Consider the following 16317-nt stretch of genomic DNA (forward strand, 5'->3'; position numbering starts at 1 on the left):
TATATATTTTTATAAATGACAGGTGTTTCTTATGTTGAAACATCCCCTGAGAAGTTCGGGCGCGATATTAACAGTTTGTGATAAATTTGAATTTTCTTGTTTAGGAAAAAACTATTCTAAAAATGAAACAACTATTTTAAAGATGTCTTTAATAATGCACTTAACGCTGGGGCGAAATACTAGAGAACAAGCCGTTTACCTTGGCCTCGCCCGTTGATAGCACCAGTGGCAGGCGTTACCGTTGCTGCCCGACAATTTTTGCCCTCAGTGACTACCTTCTCGGGTTTAGGCGCGTTAGGCTATAGTGTCAATTCACCTCGCATCAAATGTTATGGAATCAATACTGCTCGCGGTGATCGCCACGGCGCTGTTAATTTTGCTCTTAAAATGGTGGCTCGATCATCGCATCAAACAATACCTACAGCAGCAATTTCCCCATGAGTGGCAAGCGCTCAGTCACGCCCGCACCGGTGTCGTGGCGGCCATTAACACATCGTTACGGGAAGGCGGTCTGAGTCAACACAGCGATCCACTGCTGGCGCGTTATCAGCGCCAAACTAAATGGCTTAAAATTGCTGCCGTCTCGTTGCTGGTTGTTACCCTGCTTTTAGGGTTTTATCAGCAATAGTTGTCAGACACATAATTTCACACATTATGCCGAATCTCGTTAATGAGAACCGCTGCGCATCAAGGTACACTGCGTGCTGAATAATTTTCCCATCGGCCCAATCAACAAGGGAACCCTATGTTTACCAAATTAATAACTGCGGCGGCGGTCAGTGCCGTCCTGTTGGGTGGTTTAACCGCCTGTAATGATAAAACGCAGCCATCATCAACTGTGGCTGAAACAAAAGCAGCACCCGTTGCAGCGGCGACCGTAGATATCGGCATTAACGTCAACGCCATGGATACAGCCGTTAAGCCCGGCGATGATTTTTATCAGTTCGCTAATGGCAACTGGATGAAAACAACTGAGATCCCCGCCGATCGTTCCAGCACCGGCGCCTTTTTAGTGGCTTTCGACGCTACCGAAAAACACAAGGCAGAGCTGATTGCCAATCTGGTAAAGAGCCAGCATCCCGCCGGCAGTGATGAAGCGCGTATCGCTGATTTTTACAAGGCATACATCGACACAGCGGCAATTGATGCGGCAGGTTTGCAGCCACTACAGGCTGATTTGGCGCGCTATGCCGAGATCAGTAACAAACAGCAACTCGCTACCGTGTTAGGTAGCAATCTCCGGGCAGATGTCGACCCTCTGAATGCTACTCACTACGCCACCGAAAACCTGTTTGGCCTATTTGTCACCCAGGGTCTGGCCACCCCAGGCGAAGTTTTACCCTACATGCTGCAAGGTGGTCTGGGTTTGCCAGAACGTGAATATTATCTGTCTGATTCTCCTAAAATGGCCGACATCCGTCAGCAGTACCGCCATTACATTGAAACCTTGCTGAATACCGCTGGCATTGCCGATGCGGCAGCCAAAGCCGAACGCATTTTCGCCCTAGAAACTAAAATCGCCACCGCCCACGTCAGCCGTGAAGAAAGCGAAGACTTCGCCAAATCATCCACCATCTGGAGCCGAGCAGATTTCGACAGCAAAGCCCCAGGCATTGATTGGCAGGCATTTCTGAATGCCGCACAGTTAGGGCAACAACCGCGCTTCGCCGCATACCACGCCGCCGCCATTACCCATTTGGCTGCGTTGGTGGCGTCAGAACCATTGGAATCTTGGAAGGACTGGCTGGTATTCCATCAGATCAATGCCCATACCGATGTATTGCCAGCCGCCATCGACAATGCCTATTTTGCCTTTTACGGCACAACGTTGTCTGGCACACCGCAGCAGCGTAGCCGCGATAAACGCGCGTTGGGGGCACTGGATGAATATCTAGGGGACGCCGTAGGTAAAGACTATGTGGAAAAATATTTCCCTGCGTCAGCAAAAGCCAAAGTCGGCGAGATGGTGCAACAGATTATTCATGCCTTCCATCAGCGAGTAGAAGCATTGCAATGGATGGCACCAACCACCAAAAAAGAAGCGCTAGCCAAGGTTAACTCGCTAGTCGTTGGTGTCGGCTACCCCGACACTTGGCTCGATTACAGCCACTATCAAGTATCCGCCACTGATGCCTATCACAATGAAATTGCTGGCGAGCTGACGCGCTACCTGCAACAGTTGGCAAAGATTGGTAAGCCACAGGATAAACATGAGTGGTGGATGGTGCCGCAGATAGTGAATGCGGTGAATTTGCCCGTGCAAAATGCGTTGAACTTCCCGGCCGGGATCCTGCAACCACCATTTTTTGATGCCAAGGCTGACGCCGCTTATAACTATGGGGCTATTGGTGCCGTCATCGGTCACGAAATCAGCCACAGCTTTGACAACAACGGCGCTGCATTTGACGCTACTGGCGCTATGCGTAACTGGTGGACTAAGGACGATTTTGCGCGCTTTGCCCAACAAGGCGAAGCACTGGCCGCACAGTTCGACACTTATTATCCGTTCCCAGATCTGCATGTTAACGGCAAGCTAACTCTCGGGGAAAATATTGCTGACGTTGCAGGTCTCGCCGCTGCACTGGACGCTTACCATGCTTCACTCAAGGGTAAAGCCGCTCCGGTTATTGATGGCTTTACTGGTGACCAACGCTTCTTTATTGGTTTTGCTCAAACTTGGGCCACTAAAATGCGCGATCAGGCACTACGGCAACGTATCGCCACCGATGGCCACGCCCCAGGCATGTACCGTGCACTCACCGTCCGTAATCTGGATGCTTGGTATAGCGCATTTAACGTACAACCAGGTGATAAGCTATATCTGGCACCAGAACAACGGGTGAAAGTCTGGTAAGTCTGCGTTGGTGAAGCAGCCCGGCACGGCCGGGCTGTTCATAGCAAAAACGTAATGCCCTTAGAGCTGCCACTGGACTTTTGTATCTGGTGAAATTTGTTACAAAATAGTTGTTTCATACAAGCAGCGCAGTTGTGCTAGGCTGTGAATGTCTGATTACCGACGTCAATAAACTTTGTTTGTGACATGCGACAATCAGGTGATAACAGGAGGTTTATGTAATAGTTCAGGGAATGAATACACCGGGTTTTAGCCATGTTGGAAACAGCTTCAACGCGTAATTTCCAGCGCTACAACCAGTCTTCACTTTCTCCCCGAACACCGATTGCACCCTGCTATCCGTTTTAATGCAACACTCTTCCTTTAGCAAATGCTGATAAGCGTGCCTCGGCACGCTTTTTTCTCTGCCGTGACAAAACAAATGATCGTGCCCTCGCATGATGATGGGGTATGGTAAATGTCATGTGACAAAATCCTAAGGTATTACCATGCTCTCTGGTATCCACCATGTGGCGATTATCTGTAGTGATTACCAACGTTCAAAACGATTTTACTGTGACATGCTCGCACTGCCGATAATCGCTGAGCATTATCGGTCGGCACGGCGTTCTTGGAAATTAGATCTACAGTTGCCAGATGGTGCACAATTGGAACTGTTTTCATTCCCTGACGCACCAACACGGCCGAGCGGCCCTGAAGCACAGGGATTACGTCATTTAGCCTTTGGTGTCGATTCTCTCACTGAGACTATCGCATGGCTGGCAGCCAAGGGCATCAGCTGTGAACCCATACGCACCGACGAATATACCGGCAAGCAGTTTACCTTTTTCGCAGACCCCGATAATCTGCCACTGGAACTCTACGAAAAATAATATCTCAGGAATTCGCCATGACAGTTGCCGGTTACCAAGTAAGTAGCGACCCTGCCAGACTAGACTTTGCCAGCATTTACCAGTTTATCGCTAGCAGTTATTGGGCGGCCGGGATCCCAGAAGCAGTCTTACGTAAAGCCATCGCAAACTCACTTTGTTTTGGCGTTTACAACAGTGATGCACAACAGGTGGGATTTGCTCGCGTGATCAGTGATAAAGCCACATTCGCTTACCTCGCAGATGTGTTTATTTTGCCGCAGCATCGAGGGCAAGGACTGAGCAAAATGCTGTTGCAAGCGGTGATTGAGCACCCCGAATTGCAAGGGCTTAGACGCATGATGCTGGCGACCCGCGATGCGCACTCGCTTTATGCCCAATACGGTTTTACCGCTGTGACCAATCCGCAAAGCCTGATGCAAATCTGGCAGCCCAATGTATACCAGCTAAAGTAAAAGTAACCGCAAACTATCCGCTGTCAGGTTGGGAGAGACAGGTTATGAATCACATCCAACTGGTAGAAGGCGACATTACTCGTGCCGCCGAAGATGTCATAGTGAACGCCGCGAACAGCCGCCTGTTGGTTGGTGGTGGCGTTGATGGTGCCATACACAGGGCAGCGGGGCCGCAGTTACTTGCTGAATGCCGGAAAATACCCGAAATTAAAGGCGAACGCTGCCCCGTTGGTGAAGCCCGTATTACCAGCGCTGGCCAGTTAGCCGCGCATTATGTGGTGCATACTGTTGGGCCAATTTATCAGAGCGACCCAACGCCAGCGGCACATCTTGCAGCGGCTTATCGTTCATCGTTACAACTGGCAATGGCCCACGGCTGCCATTCAGTCGCCTTGCCAGCCATCTCTTGCGGTGTGTATGGTTATCCATTATCAGCCGCAGCGGGTATCGCATTACAGACCTGTAATGAGCCGCAATTCAAACATCTGCATATTGTGTTTTATCTTTTTAATCATGAGATTGCTGAGATTTGGCGACAGACGCTGGCAAAACTCATCGCCAATTAATTTACTCCTAGCGCAATACTAGGTAAAACGGTAGAAAACAACAGCAGGAGACGCCCGTGATCTATCATGGCAGCTGCCACTGCCAGGCAGTGCAGTTTGAAGTTGACGCGCCCGCGGCACTGGAGGCTGATTATTGTAACTGCACGATTTGCCGTAAATCCGGATACCTGCACCTGATAGTGCCACGCAGCAAATTCCGTTTACTCAGTGGCGAAGAAGTGCTGACAAACTACCGTTTTAACACCAAGATTGCGCAGCACACCTTCTGCAAAATCTGTGGTATCAAGCCTTTTTATATTCCGCGTTCTAATCCTGATGGCATCGATGTCAATGTCAATTGCCTAGATACCCCGCCCGCATCCGTCAAAGTCACGGATTTCGATGGTCAACATTGGGAACAACATGCACATAAACTGGCGCATAAGAGCATTGATGCAGCACCAGCCAACGAACCGCCCAGTCCCAAAGCGGTAGTTCTCGCCTGGGTTGCTTGCTTTAATCAAGCGGATATTGACGGTCTTTGCGCGCTATACCACGACGATGCAGTTAACCACCAAGTTGTTACCGAACCCTTGCGAGGTCTGGCGGCGATTCGCCAGCTGTTTGAGACCGAATTTGGCCGCGCTAATATGCAGTGTGAAATAGCACAACTGCATGAGGCTGGTGATTGGGCCATCCTTGAATGGCAAGACCCTTTGGGGTTGCAAGGATGTGGCTTCTTTTTAGTTGAAGCCGGGAAAATCCGCCACCAACGCGGTTATTTTGATCAGCTCAGCTTTTTCAGAGCCCAACATCTATCCGTACCTGATACTTATCTCGACCAGCAACCCACGCACAACAAAAATGACAAATAGCATTATTATTCAAAAAGATGATTTGCGTTCTTGCCAAGTAATTGCGCTATTACAGGCTCATCTGGATGACATGTATGCCACCTCACCCGCAGAAAGCGTACATGCGCTCGATGTTAATAAACTACGGCAACCTGACATTCTGTTCTGGACGGCCTGGCAACAGCAGCAATTGTTGGGTTGTATCGCCCTGAAACTGCATCATGCTGAGGATATTGTTAACCAATATGGTGAGATAAAATCGATGCGAACCACTGCCGCCGCCAGACGCCAAGGCGTAGCTTCAGCCTTGTTGCAGCACCTGCAACAACAGGCAGAGAGTCTGGGGTTGAGCAAACTCTGTTTGGAAACAGGTGCTATGGACTTTTTTGCCCCCGCCCGTTCGCTGTACCAGAAATTTGGTTTTAGGGAATGCCCGCCATTCGCCGATTATCAATTAGATCCAAACAGCGTTTTTATGGAGAAAATAACGGCAGGCTAAATCGCAATAGGCGTACTTTCAATAACGAGCATCGTATCAAATACGCCTAAATATTAGGCTTGAGTGCCCCAGCAGGAATATTGCTGACAGACGCAAACGGCCGGCTGAATTAACGCGATGATGCTTTAATAATCACGCATAATGCATAAATAGAGGATGCGCTTTTAATAACACGGCTAAGCGGTTATTGCAGCGCAAATTATTTAGCAACGAGGCTTAGCAGAAGGCTAAAGTTTATTTATTTTTTCGGAACTCTTGTTCGATTTTTTGTAAGCGTCCCAGGAAGTCGGTCAGATGATTGCGCATAGCCTGTTCCGCTTTATCCTGATCCTTGGCAATCACCGCATCCACTATGCTTTTATGTAAACCAACGGGATGGATAATATCGGTGTCAGTGTCCAGTTCCTCGTTGATTTCACCCACCAACTGCAACATGGATTTAGCAATCGCGGCCAAAAACCGATTACCGCTCATATCAGCCAGCAAACAATGTACTTTTTGCCTTAATTCCACTGTTTCTGGGTATTCCAGCGTATCATCTTCGTGCAGATGGGCATCTAGCAGTGCTTTGGCATGTTTCTCGTCACAATTAAACGCGGCTAATCTGGCAATTTGTGGTTCAACGATTAACCTCGCTTCACAAATCTCTTCAAATGATAAGCGCCCGACAAAAAACAGATCTCGGCACACGCCGCTGAGGCGTTCAAATGTCAACGCTCTGACAAAAGCCCCGCCGGTTGCCCCTTGTTTGATCTGTACCAGCCCACTGGCTTCCAACCCTTTTATCGCTTCGCGCACAACGGTACGGCTGACTTGGAAAGAATCGATCAACTCCCGTTCTGAAGGCAGCTTGTCCCCAGCAGAGTAAGTACCGTCGAAGATGGCTGTCCGTAACTGTTGCGCAACCTCATCAGATACCTTTATCTGTTTGATTGGTTTGAAATTTTCCAATTAAGCATTCTCCCGTTGAACGACGCGGAAATTATAACACGGCACTGCCCTTGCTGAGTACCCTGGCGGAGATAATCCCATGATTTTATTAAGGCTATAAATTAGTTTTTAACCTGCTAATTCATACCAATAAAATGAAACATTTCCTAATTAACTAATTAACTAATTAACGAAAGTGATCTATTTTTCACAATTTTAAAATTTGTGAGCCCATTTTCATAACTCACCTTTATAGATTTACCTAAATAGTCATATGTCATACGTTTAATATATGTTTATTGGCAGCGATAAGTTACCTAAGCCGCAATGAAGAAATCATGCTGTTTTTCCTCAAATATGCACTATGGCGCCCGTGATTTAATCAACGCTAATGCCATCAAAGAACTGGTGATGATACCGGGCACCCATATCAATGAATCGGCCGTTGTTAACAACGGTAAGTTGGCAGGTATTTGCCAACATCTCAAAGATAAAGCCTCCCGCTATCAACGCGCAGTATCTATCTCTTCTCTCCGTATCGCTAACACTTCCTCGGTTCGCCTGAGGCGTTTAGCTGACACGGAAAGGAGTCGACAACATCTCGCGATTTCAAACGCAACCTTTACACCTACATCTAGCCAGTTCATTGCCCCAGGTGCGAACAATAAAACGTACATGAACAATGACTTTCTGATTAATGGTGCTGACCTCTTGTTTGGTTTTACCACCAATGGCGGCCATGTCGCAGATGAAACCGCTGAAGCTGAATACGTGAAGAAATTAGATCCGCCGACAGTTATGGGCAACCTGACTGGTATTTATGGGAAAAAACTATGAAAAAGACCTATCTTTCCGCACTGATTCTGGCTGCTATCGCTGCTCCCGCAATGGCCGACACAACCATTGATGAGATGTTTTCTCAGGGCACGTTAAACGCACAACTCCGTATGTTTGACTTTACCCGGGACTATGATGGCACCACCAATACTAAACATGATACTTCATTGGGGGATTGTTTAATTACCGCACTGCGGCCGTGAATGGCATTACATTAGGCACTACATTTGCCTCTGCCAATCATATCTTTAATGGGGACTCTGATGACGTTTATGGCTTGCTGGCCAGAGACAGTGACGGTGGTCATGAAAGTGTCAACCGTATGCAGGAGTACTACGTTGAGGGTAACTGGTGGAATACACAGTTCCGGTATGGTGCCCAGGAACTGCGTACTCCCATGATGAACCCGCATGACATTCGCGCCATTCCACGCACATTCCGCGGTTTCTCAGCCATCAACAACAGTTTCAACAATCTCACACTGCAAGCGTACTACATTACCGATTCCATGGGGTGGTCAGACTCCAGTTTCATTTCGGTAAAAGAAGCGGTGCAGAATGAACTGCGCCGTGCAGGCGTCAATGCTGATGTTGCAGATGAACCCGTTATTGCTGTTGGAGCAAGCTACAATGTACCACTGCAGTCAATGAAGATGAAGGCTGATCTGTGGCACTACCGCATGAAAGACGTATTTGACCAGACTTATGCCAAGGTCAATATGTCTGTCAAAGCCGGGAACAGCGAGTTGTATTTCACGCCGTCCTACTTAGATCAACAGTCAACTGGTGATCAAACCGCAGGCTCATTGGATACCTACCAATATGGCTTCCACTTGGGAGCAAAAATGGCAGGCTTTGATGCCACATTGATGTATGCCAAAACTGGCGATGATGCACTGCTAGCGCCTTGGGGCGACGAGAAAGTGGTGATCCAACAGGTATATCAATGTACTCGCGCCAATGAGAAAGTTTATGCCGCCAGATTGGCTTATGATTTTACTCAGGCCGGTGTTGAAGGGCTCAAAGCCTATGTGTTCTATGCCGATTATGATGTGCCAGATGGTCAAGCCAGCGACTTCACTGAAACCGATTTCTCGGTGACTTATTCACTGGATAAAGTTGTTAAAGGGCTGAGTACCCGCGTCAGATACGCCATCGTTGATTTCGACAATGGTGAAGACCTCAACGATCTGCGCTTATATCTGTACTACAAGTTCAAACTGGGTCATTAAGCGTCGTTATATAAGTACCACCTCCGCTCCCTGGTGGTACTTATACGATTTACGTTGCGTACTATTAGAACGGACTCTATTTATCAGCCTGGGTTTATGCTCAGGCTGTTTTTTCACTAATGATGGATGAAATTCGCCACTTATCAGTAATATCTGCCAGAACGCCCCCGACAATAGCATAATATTTCATTCAATATCAGTGAGATACAACCTGGCCTAATTACTGCTATGGATTGTTGTTCTCCGAAAGCCACGTTGTGGCAATTCAGGGACAGCTTCCCGACCGCGGGATCCATTGCAGTGGCTGCCCAACAGTCAGTGGCTCCCGCGCCTTTTTCGACATCATTACCCCACAGCTAACAAGTCGTCTGCGTGTAACAAGGCTAACTTCTGCTGGCGAGTGAGCTTCTTCACCTGGATCTCACGCTTGAGAGCCTCGCTACGGCTGCCCACCAGCTCCTGATAGACCAGTTGCAGCGGCGCCTTGCCCCGTAAATACTTGGCCGCCTTTGGCCCACCACCTTGATGCTCAGCAAAACGGCGGCTGACATCGGTGGTGACGCCGGTATACAGCTCACCGTCCCGGCAGCGGATCATGTACAGTGACCAAAGACTCATTTATATCCCAGCAAACCGAGGAAGAAAGCATATTCCAACGCGGTATCTTCATAACTGCTATAGCGGCCACTCTTGCCACCGTGCCCCGCACTCATGTCCACATTTAGCAGTAACAGATGCTCATCGGTTTTATAGTCACGAAGTTTGGCTACCCATTTGGCGGGTTCAAAATACTGCACCTGTGAATCATACAGACCGCTGGTCACCAATAGGTTTGGGTAATCCTGATGTTTTACGTTGTCGTAAGGCGAATAACTCAGCATATAATCGAAATAGGGCTTGTCGTTGGGATTGCCCCACTCGTCATATTCGTTGGTGGTCAGCGGAATTGACTCATCCAGCATGGTGGTCACAATATCCACAAATGGCACATGGGCGGCCACCGCCAGATACAACTCCGGTGCCTGATTGACCACCGCGCCCATCAGCAGCCCCCTGCACTGCGCCCTGCCGCCAGCACTTTACCGGCCGCGCCATACTTTTCTTGCAGCAAGCCGCGGGTCACATCCACAAAATCGTTAAAACTATTCTGCTTATGCAGCATCTTGCCGTCTTCGTACCAGTGTCGACCGAGCATTTCGCTGCCACGCACATGAGCGATGGCATAGACCACGCCGCGATCGAGCAGACTGATGATGTCGTCATGAAAGGCCGGTTCGATAACAATGCCATAAGCACCGTAGCCGTAAACATACAGTGGATTAGTGCCATCGCGTTTGAATTTGTCTTTGCGATATACCAGCGTAACTGGCACCGGGGTGCCATCGCGGGCGCTGATCCGCAACCGTTCAGTGCGGTAATTCGCGGCATCAAAGCCCCCTAAGACCTTTTCCTGTTTCAACAGAGTGCGGCGGCCGGGGAAATCTAGCTGATAGTCATAGATGGTTTCTGGTGTTGATGGGCTGGAATAATACACTCGCAAGTCGCGGCTGTGCTGACTAGGGTTAACATCTAGCCCCACCACATATGCGGCATCGTCAAACTGCAATTCATAGCCTCGAGTCGTATCGGCATCTGGATAAATACGGATATGGCTCAGCCCCTGCTCGCGGGTTTGCAACACCAGAAAATCATCTAGCAGCAGGAAATCTTCCAACAATACATCGGGGCTGTGGGGGATCACCGATTGCCAGTTAGCTTTGTGACTCGCTTTGCTGATGTTGACTTGCATCAAGCGGAAATTCTGCGCCTGCCAGTTGGTCAGTATGTATAACTCGTTACCGCGCTTGGCAACGCTGTACTCAACCCCTTCTTCTCGTGGCGTAACCGCTAAAAACTCACCCAGTGGAGCATTGGCATCGAGCCATGACACTTCACTGGTGGTGGTGCTTTCATGGGTCAGCACAATCCGGGTTTCATCCAGGCTTTTCCCTAAGTCGAGATAATAGGCATCATCCTGTTCGTGATACACCAGTACATCTGCCGCTTGCGCCGTCCCTAATTTATGCCGAAAAACCCTATCGCCCAGCAGGGTTTGTGGATCTTTCGCAATATAGAACACGTAACGTCCGTCATTGCTCCACACCACGTCACCATCAACATCGGTGAGCTTATCTGCTAATAACTGCCCACTGTGCAGATCCTTAAAGTAGACGGTATAGATGCGGCGGCTGAGCGTATCTTCCGCAAAGGCCAGCAACGACTCATCAGGACTGATACTGCTGCCGCCGAGGCTGTAAAATTCGTGCCCGGCCGCCCGTTGGTTGGTATCCAGCAGCAGTTGTTCTGGGCCGTTAAGTTCGCTGCGGCGCGCCAATAGCGGGTATTCCTGCCCTTGTTGATAACGGCTGTAATACCAATGCTTATGCCAACGATACGGTACCGAGCTATCCTCCGCGGCAACCCGCGCGGTTAACTCTTTAAACAGTTGCTGTTGCAATGGCTTAAACGGCTGTAATTTGGCGGCAGTGTAAGCATTTTCCTGCCGCAAATAGTCCAGCATTTGTGGATCACTATGGCTGTCATCGCGCAGCCAATAGTAGTTATCCGTCCGGGTAACGCCATGCAATGTCATTGCATGAGGAATTTTCATCGCCACTGGGGCGGTGACTTGTGTTTGTTGTTTCATACTTTCGCATCCGCACAGCAGCAGTGCTGCGCCAGCCAGTCCGAGAGATGCCAACAGTCTGTTCATGAGTCTATCCCTGTATTCCCGCATATCTTATGCTGCGCTCATGGCCGAAACTGCTGGCCGAAAGTCCTATAGTGAACGGCAAGTTTTATTACCGCAAGTGCCTGATCAGAAATGTGAACCACGGCCTTGTTATTTGCCCGTCACGGGTGCATGCTAACTCCCGCTTGAGCATGCTCAGGCAGTATTCTCAGGGCGGGGTGTAATTCCCCACCGGTGGTAAATCGCTTGAACAGCGAAAGCCCGCGAGCGCCTGATGTTATGTCAGGGTCAGCAGATCTGGTGTCCTCACCTCAGGTGACTATTCCAGAGCCGACGGTGTTGCCAACATAGGTTGGCTCAGTCCGGATGAAAGAGGATATGACAACTGTTATACAGTCTGTCTTTCAGGCTTAAATCGCTGCGATGGCAGTGGTTTTGCTATTCCTTTCTTGCCCTGATTCTGGAAAATTCACGTTGTGATTTAAGGACTTTTACCATGAATCAGTCATTATTAGCACCTTTTGGGACTCCCAGTGAACGGGTTGAAATTGCCTTGCAGACTCTGCGCGAAGGTCGGGGCGTTCTGGTTGTCGATGACGAAGACCGCGAAAACGAAGGCGACATGATTTTTGCCGCTGAAACCTTAACCAGCCAACAGATGGCGTTATTAATCCGTGAAGGCAGCGGCATTGTCTGTCTGTGTCTGACCGATGAACGGGTCAAAGCACTGGATTTGCCGCCAATGGTGACCACCAACACCAGCCAGTTCGGCACACCTTTTACTGTCAGCATTGAAGCACGCGATGGCGTTACCACCGGGGTTTCTGCCGCCGATCGGGTGACCACTATCAAAGCGGCGATTGCTGATGATGCCAAACCAGAGCATCTGGTGCGTCCAGGCCATGTTTATCCTCTGCGCGCCCAGCCAGGCGGAGTGTTCACCCGCCGCGGCCATACCGAAGCCACAGTAGATCTGATGAAACTCGCCGGATTAAAGCATGCTGGTGTGTTATGCGAAGTGACCAATCCCGACGGCACCATGGCCCGGTTACCGGAAATCATCGAGTTTGGTGCCCAACATCAAATGCCGGTACTGACCATTGAAGATATTGCCGCCTATCGGCACGCCTTGATGGCCGAGGTAGGCTAAGCCAGCGTTTTAGCGAAAAAAGCAGCTGCGGCTGCTTTTTTGTTGGCGACACAGTTCACTGTTATTGTTGAAATTATTGGTACAATTCTCATCAAATTCCGGCGGGAACGTAGCCAGCCAGTCTAAGCGTGGCATAATAACTGCCACATCCAATTCACGGTCAGAATTAAGGTTGCTTTATGTCCATGTCTCAGGACCCATGTGCCCGTCCGCAATTACTGCATCCCGATGACGCGGTACCTATGCTGTTGCAACAGGTTATACCTCTCTATGAAACAGAAACCGTGCCGCTCACCGAAGCGTTAGGGCGGATTCTGGCGGAAGATTTATGTAGCAGTATTGAACTGCCGCCATTCAACAACTCCGGCATGGATGGCTATGCCTACCGCTTTGCGGATCTGCTCGCCAAAGGCAAATTGACTGTTATCGGTAAATCTTTTGCAGGCCACCCCTACACCGGGGAATACCAAGCGGGCAGCTGTATCCGGATCATGACCGGAGCCACTGTGCCTAATGGCTACGACACAGTACAGATGCAGGAATATGCCGAAGTCAATGGCGATCAGGTGACGTTGGAACCCTGTAGCGAACAGTGGGAAAATGTGCGCTTGCGGGGCGGGGAAATGATGGTAGGAGCCAAAGTGCTCACCAGTGGTACCGAAATTCGCGCCGCCGAGATGGGCATTATTGCCACCATCGGCATTAGTCACCTGCGGGTATTCCGCCGTGCCCGAGTCGCATTTTTCTCGACTGGCGATGAACTGCGCCCGGTCGGTAGCGAACTGGCACCAGGACAGATTTATGATTCAAACCGCTATTCTATCAAAGGCTTATTGATCAAAGCCGGGGTGGAATGGATTGATCTTGGCGTGATCAAAGATGATCCTGAAGCTATCCGCCAAGCCTTCCGCGAAGCCGCCGCCCGCGCCGATATGGTACTCACCTCTGGCGGGGTTTCAGTGGGCGAAGCAGATTTCACCAAACAGGTGCTGGATGAAGAAGGCAAAATCACCTTCTGGAAACTGGCCATGAAGCCTGGCAAACCGTTTGCCATGGGTAAAATTGGCGAAGCGATATTCTGTGGTTTACCGGGAAATCCGGTGTCGTCTATGGTCACTTTCTATAAGTTAGTGTTGCCACTACTGCGCAAACTGCAAGGGCATAACGCTGTGACACCGTTGCAGATCAAGGCGGTGCTAACCAGTGCCATTCGCAAAAAACCGGGGCGGGTTGAGTATCAGCGCGGCATCCTAAATCACAATATTGATGGCACCTTGCAGGTCAGCACCACAGGATCACAAGACTCTTCGCAGCTCAGCTCCATGCACTTAGCCAACTGCTTTATTGTGCTGGAACAACAGCAAGGTAACACTGCGGCGGGCGAGTTGGTCACCGTAGAACCTTTTAACAGCGTGTTGTGCTAACGGAGCGCCGCGAATGGAGCAGATTGACGATATTCTCAGCGACAGTGAAATGCTGCGTTACAGCCGCCAGATCTCTATCAAAGGCATGGATATCGAGGGGCAAGAGCAGTTAAAACTAGCAAAGGTGCTGATGATCGGTGCGGGTGGTTTGGGCTGCACCGCGGCGCAATATTTAACCGTTGCCGGCATCGGCCAGTTAACGCTGGTAGATTTCGACACGGTGGAGCTTTCCAATCTGCAACGTCAGGTTCTGCACCTAGAGCGCAATGTGGGTCAACCCAAGGTGGTATCGGCACAAGAAAAGTTACGCGAACTCAACCCGCATGTGGCTATCCGTATCCTCAATCAAGTGCTGGACGATGCTGAGATAGACGCGCTGGTGGCTGAGCACACTATCGTCTTGGACTGTACCGATAATGTGGCGGTGCGCGAGCAACTGAACAAGGCCTGTTTTCATCACAAAATACCGCTGGTATCGGCCGCCGCAATCCGCATGGAAGGCATGGTCACCGTCTTTGGCTATCAACGCGATATGCCGTGTTATCACTGTTTTTCCAGCCTCTTTGGCGAACAGCAGTTGAGTTGTGTGGAGTCTGGCATTCTGGCCCCCGTGGTTGGGTTGCTCGGCTGCCTGCAAGCCACCGAAGCGATAAAGGTGCTCACTGGGCTTGGTAAACCACTTTATGGCCGCTTATTGATGGTAGATGCCCTGACTATGGAGTTTCGTCAAATGACCTTGCCGCAACAGCCCCATTGTCCGGTGTGTCGTGCCAGCTAAGCGCTAACGTTCAGTAATCCCCAGTGCGCTGTAAGCCTTGCGCCAGGCGCTGGGGCTGCTGCCAACTTCCCGCTGAAAGGCTTCTCTTAAGGCGGAGGTACTGCCAAAACCACAAGCGGCGGCAATCTGTTCCACCGACATGCGGCTGGACTCCAGTAATGATTGCGCCCGTCTTACCCGCGCCCCATAAAGCCACGCCATAGGCGACATCCCGGTTTGTTGATGAAAGCGCCGACTCAGGCTGCGCGGACTGATACAGGCGCGTTGTGCCAACAAGGTTAACGTCAACGGTTGATGTAGCTGCTCTAGCATCCACAACTGCAAATCTTTCAATGGTGATGCTGCATGCTCATTATGACGATAGATTTGTTGCGCCTGTGAACCTTGCCGCGCTAGTGGCATAACCAGCATATCTGCCACTTTTTCAGCAACTTGCACCCCAAAATCACGGCTAATCATATACAGGCATAAGTCCTGCCCGGCGGCGAGTCCGGCCGATGTTAATAACTGGCCGTTATCGACAAACAACACATTGGTTGCGACATCAATGGCCGGATAACGCTGAGCCAGCTTCTCCACCAGCATCCAGTGGGTCGTTGCTCGCAAGCCGCCCAACAACCCGGTGGCCGCCAAAATGGCCGCACCGGTACAAATGGATGCCACGCGAATGCCCTGCGCGACCGCGTGTTGTAATGCTTCAATAACCTGTGGTTGATGGAATTCCAGCATCTGCATGTTCCCGGGAATAATGATGGTGTCGGCGCTAAACAGCTCGGACAGCGGCGCTACCTCGTTAATGGTTACCGCCCCACTGTGGGCCATTGGCGCGGGGCCGCAGAAAAATACCTCATACAAGGGGCACCATCACGGTCTTTAGCCATGGGAAACATCTGTTGTGGAATCGCCAAATCAAACAGCACCACATCATCCACGGCCAGAATGGCCAAACGATGGCGGCCCGATTGTCGGCAAACAGCGGTAGACATTGGCAAACTCCAGATAAACGACATAATGCCAATTTATCCTATGCCACCGCATGGCACCAAGCGCAGAACGGCTAAATGGCCCGCAGCTCACACTCTACCAACCTTGACCAGATCCTGGCGATTTCTGGCAAGGTGACCTCTTTCGGCAAGGTGGCGGCAACTCTATCGTGACAC

Annotated in this window: 18 protein-coding genes, 1 pseudogene and 1 riboswitch; of the genes and pseudogenes, 14 read left to right on the plus strand and 5 right to left on the minus strand. The window is 50.1% G+C overall.

The window, feature by feature from the left end; all coding sequences use genetic code 11:
• Positions 1 to 31: 31 nt before the first annotated feature.
• The 8 genes from KHX94_RS08015 to KHX94_RS08055 all read left to right on the plus strand — a co-directional run bounded on the left by KHX94_RS08015 (position 32) and on the right by KHX94_RS08055 (position 6076).
• The gene (locus KHX94_RS08015) at positions 32 to 217 is read left to right on the plus strand and encodes a hypothetical protein (protein ID WP_213683000.1); all 186 of its coding nucleotides are present in this window, start codon (positions 32 to 34) and stop codon (positions 215 to 217) included.
• Positions 218 to 331: 114 nt separating this feature from the next.
• Positions 332 to 628: a hypothetical protein gene (locus KHX94_RS08020; RefSeq protein ID WP_213683001.1), complete on the plus strand. Its 297-nt coding sequence runs from the start codon at positions 332 to 334 to the stop codon at positions 626 to 628.
• Positions 629 to 745: 117 nt separating this feature from the next.
• Entirely contained in the window at positions 746 to 2854 is a 2109-nt protein-coding gene (locus KHX94_RS08025) for a M13 family metallopeptidase (RefSeq protein WP_213683002.1), read from the plus strand.
• A gap of 488 nt (positions 2855 to 3342) precedes the next feature.
• Positions 3343 to 3726 (plus strand): SMU1112c/YaeR family gloxylase I-like metalloprotein, encoded by a 384-nt coding sequence (gene gloA2, locus KHX94_RS08030; protein ID WP_213683003.1) that lies wholly within the window; start codon positions 3343 to 3345, stop codon positions 3724 to 3726.
• Positions 3727 to 3743: 17 nt separating this feature from the next.
• On the plus strand, positions 3744 to 4178 hold the full coding sequence (locus KHX94_RS08035) for a GNAT family N-acetyltransferase (protein ID WP_213683004.1): 435 nt from the start codon (positions 3744 to 3746) through the stop codon (positions 4176 to 4178).
• Positions 4179 to 4222: 44 nt separating this feature from the next.
• Positions 4223 to 4744 carry an O-acetyl-ADP-ribose deacetylase gene (locus KHX94_RS08040; protein WP_213683005.1) on the plus strand — a complete coding sequence of 174 codons (522 nt, stop codon included), beginning with the start codon at positions 4223 to 4225 and terminating at the stop codon, positions 4742 to 4744.
• A 56-nt stretch (positions 4745 to 4800) separates the two neighbouring features.
• On the plus strand, positions 4801 to 5598 hold the full coding sequence (locus KHX94_RS20360; protein WP_244859374.1) for a GFA family protein: 798 nt from the start codon (positions 4801 to 4803) through the stop codon (positions 5596 to 5598).
• Complete coding sequence (locus KHX94_RS08055) at positions 5588 to 6076, plus strand: GNAT family N-acetyltransferase (RefSeq protein WP_213683006.1); 489 nt, start codon at positions 5588 to 5590, stop codon at positions 6074 to 6076. The genes KHX94_RS20360 and KHX94_RS08055 overlap by 11 nt, the downstream gene beginning before the upstream one ends.
• A gap of 234 nt (positions 6077 to 6310) precedes the next feature.
• Here the strand turns inward: KHX94_RS08055 and KHX94_RS08060 are convergent, their stop codons facing one another.
• Positions 6311 to 7027, minus strand: a complete 717-nt coding sequence (locus KHX94_RS08060) for a FadR/GntR family transcriptional regulator (protein WP_213683007.1) — start codon at positions 7025 to 7027, stop codon at positions 6311 to 6313.
• A 306-nt stretch (positions 7028 to 7333) separates the two neighbouring features.
• Here KHX94_RS08060 and KHX94_RS08065 point away from each other — a divergent pair, with 306 nt between their 5' ends.
• The 3 genes from KHX94_RS08065 to KHX94_RS08070 are packed head-to-tail and all read left to right on the plus strand — an operon-like array spanning position 7334 to position 9074.
• A complete protein-coding gene (locus tag KHX94_RS08065) occupies positions 7334 to 7843 on the plus strand; it encodes a hypothetical protein (protein ID WP_213683008.1) in 510 nt (169 codons plus the stop codon).
• Positions 7840 to 8046: a hypothetical protein gene (locus KHX94_RS20365; RefSeq protein ID WP_244859375.1), complete on the plus strand. Its 207-nt coding sequence runs from the start codon at positions 7840 to 7842 to the stop codon at positions 8044 to 8046. Before KHX94_RS08065 ends, KHX94_RS20365 begins: the two co-directional genes overlap by 4 nt.
• Positions 8043 to 9074 (plus strand): OprD family outer membrane porin, encoded by a 1032-nt coding sequence (locus KHX94_RS08070; protein WP_244859376.1) that lies wholly within the window; start codon positions 8043 to 8045, stop codon positions 9072 to 9074. Before KHX94_RS20365 ends, KHX94_RS08070 begins: the two co-directional genes overlap by 4 nt.
• A 345-nt stretch (positions 9075 to 9419) precedes the next feature.
• On the opposite strand, the gene KHX94_RS08075 is transcribed toward KHX94_RS08070, so the two are convergent.
• The gene (locus tag KHX94_RS08075; RefSeq protein ID WP_213683009.1) at positions 9420 to 9692 is read right to left on the minus strand and encodes a GIY-YIG nuclease family protein; all 273 of its coding nucleotides are present in this window, start codon (positions 9690 to 9692) and stop codon (positions 9420 to 9422) included.
• Positions 9689 to 11826, minus strand: a pseudogene (locus KHX94_RS08080) (S9 family peptidase). The gene KHX94_RS08075 and the pseudogene KHX94_RS08080 overlap by 4 nt, the downstream one beginning before the upstream one ends.
• 179 nt (positions 11827 to 12005) lie before the next feature.
• Positions 12006 to 12187: riboswitch (FMN riboswitch) on the plus strand.
• 114 nt (positions 12188 to 12301) lie between these two features.
• On the opposite strand from KHX94_RS08080, the gene ribB reads away from it, so the two are divergent.
• The 3 genes from ribB to moeB all read left to right on the plus strand — a co-directional run bounded on the left by ribB (position 12302) and on the right by moeB (position 15157).
• On the plus strand, positions 12302 to 12955 hold the full coding sequence (gene ribB, locus KHX94_RS08085) for a 3,4-dihydroxy-2-butanone-4-phosphate synthase (RefSeq protein WP_213683010.1): 654 nt from the start codon (positions 12302 to 12304) through the stop codon (positions 12953 to 12955).
• 179 nt (positions 12956 to 13134) lie between these two features.
• Positions 13135 to 14379 (plus strand): molybdopterin molybdotransferase MoeA, encoded by a 1245-nt coding sequence (gene moeA / locus KHX94_RS08090; protein ID WP_213683011.1) that lies wholly within the window; start codon positions 13135 to 13137, stop codon positions 14377 to 14379.
• Positions 14380 to 14392: 13 nt separating this feature from the next.
• A complete protein-coding gene (moeB, locus tag KHX94_RS08095; protein ID WP_213683012.1) occupies positions 14393 to 15157 on the plus strand; it encodes a molybdopterin-synthase adenylyltransferase MoeB in 765 nt (254 codons plus the stop codon).
• 3 nt (positions 15158 to 15160) lie between these two features.
• Here moeB and KHX94_RS08100 read toward each other — a convergent pair whose 3' ends face one another.
• A complete protein-coding gene (locus KHX94_RS08100; RefSeq protein WP_213683013.1) occupies positions 15161 to 15979 on the minus strand; it encodes a GlxA family transcriptional regulator in 819 nt (272 codons plus the stop codon).
• Positions 15958 to 16143 carry a hypothetical protein gene (locus tag KHX94_RS08105; RefSeq protein ID WP_213683014.1) on the minus strand — a complete coding sequence of 62 codons (186 nt, stop codon included), beginning with the start codon at positions 16141 to 16143 and terminating at the stop codon, positions 15958 to 15960. The genes KHX94_RS08100 and KHX94_RS08105 overlap by 22 nt, the downstream gene beginning before the upstream one ends.
• Positions 16144 to 16317 lie beyond the last annotated feature (174 nt).

Origin of the sequence: Shewanella dokdonensis (genome assembly GCF_018394335.1) — a bacterium.
GTDB classification, from domain to species: Bacteria; Pseudomonadota; Gammaproteobacteria; order Enterobacterales; family Shewanellaceae; genus Shewanella; species Shewanella dokdonensis.

What these genes read in the sequence shown, in the direction of transcription:
- KHX94_RS08015 (WP_213683000.1), top strand. Translation starts at nt 32, where the DNA reads ATGTTGAAACATCCCCTGAGAAGTTCGGGCGCGATATTAACAGTTTGT.
- KHX94_RS08020 (WP_213683001.1), top strand. Translation starts at nt 332, where the DNA reads ATGGAATCAATACTGCTCGCGGTGATCGCCACGGCGCTGTTAATTTTG.
- KHX94_RS08025 (WP_213683002.1), top strand. Translation starts at nt 746, where the DNA reads ATGTTTACCAAATTAATAACTGCGGCGGCGGTCAGTGCCGTCCTGTTG.
- gloA2 (WP_213683003.1), top strand. Translation starts at nt 3,343, where the DNA reads ATGCTCTCTGGTATCCACCATGTGGCGATTATCTGTAGTGATTACCAA.
- KHX94_RS08035 (WP_213683004.1), top strand. Translation starts at nt 3,744, where the DNA reads ATGACAGTTGCCGGTTACCAAGTAAGTAGCGACCCTGCCAGACTAGAC.
- KHX94_RS08040 (WP_213683005.1), top strand. Translation starts at nt 4,223, where the DNA reads ATGAATCACATCCAACTGGTAGAAGGCGACATTACTCGTGCCGCCGAA.
- KHX94_RS08055 (WP_213683006.1), top strand. Translation starts at nt 5,588, where the DNA reads ATGACAAATAGCATTATTATTCAAAAAGATGATTTGCGTTCTTGCCAA.
- KHX94_RS08065 (WP_213683008.1), top strand. Translation starts at nt 7,334, where the DNA reads ATGAAGAAATCATGCTGTTTTTCCTCAAATATGCACTATGGCGCCCGT.
- KHX94_RS20365 (WP_244859375.1), top strand. Translation starts at nt 7,840, where the DNA reads ATGAAAAAGACCTATCTTTCCGCACTGATTCTGGCTGCTATCGCTGCT.
- KHX94_RS08075 (WP_213683009.1), bottom strand. Translation starts at nt 9,692, where the DNA reads ATGAGTCTTTGGTCACTGTACATGATCCGCTGCCGGGACGGTGAGCTG.
- ribB (WP_213683010.1), top strand. Translation starts at nt 12,302, where the DNA reads ATGAATCAGTCATTATTAGCACCTTTTGGGACTCCCAGTGAACGGGTT.
- moeA (WP_213683011.1), top strand. Translation starts at nt 13,135, where the DNA reads ATGTCCATGTCTCAGGACCCATGTGCCCGTCCGCAATTACTGCATCCC.
- moeB (WP_213683012.1), top strand. Translation starts at nt 14,393, where the DNA reads ATGGAGCAGATTGACGATATTCTCAGCGACAGTGAAATGCTGCGTTAC.
- KHX94_RS08100 (WP_213683013.1), bottom strand. Translation starts at nt 15,979, where the DNA reads ATGGCCCACAGTGGGGCGGTAACCATTAACGAGGTAGCGCCGCTGTCC.
- KHX94_RS08105 (WP_213683014.1), bottom strand. Translation starts at nt 16,143, where the DNA reads ATGTCTACCGCTGTTTGCCGACAATCGGGCCGCCATCGTTTGGCCATT.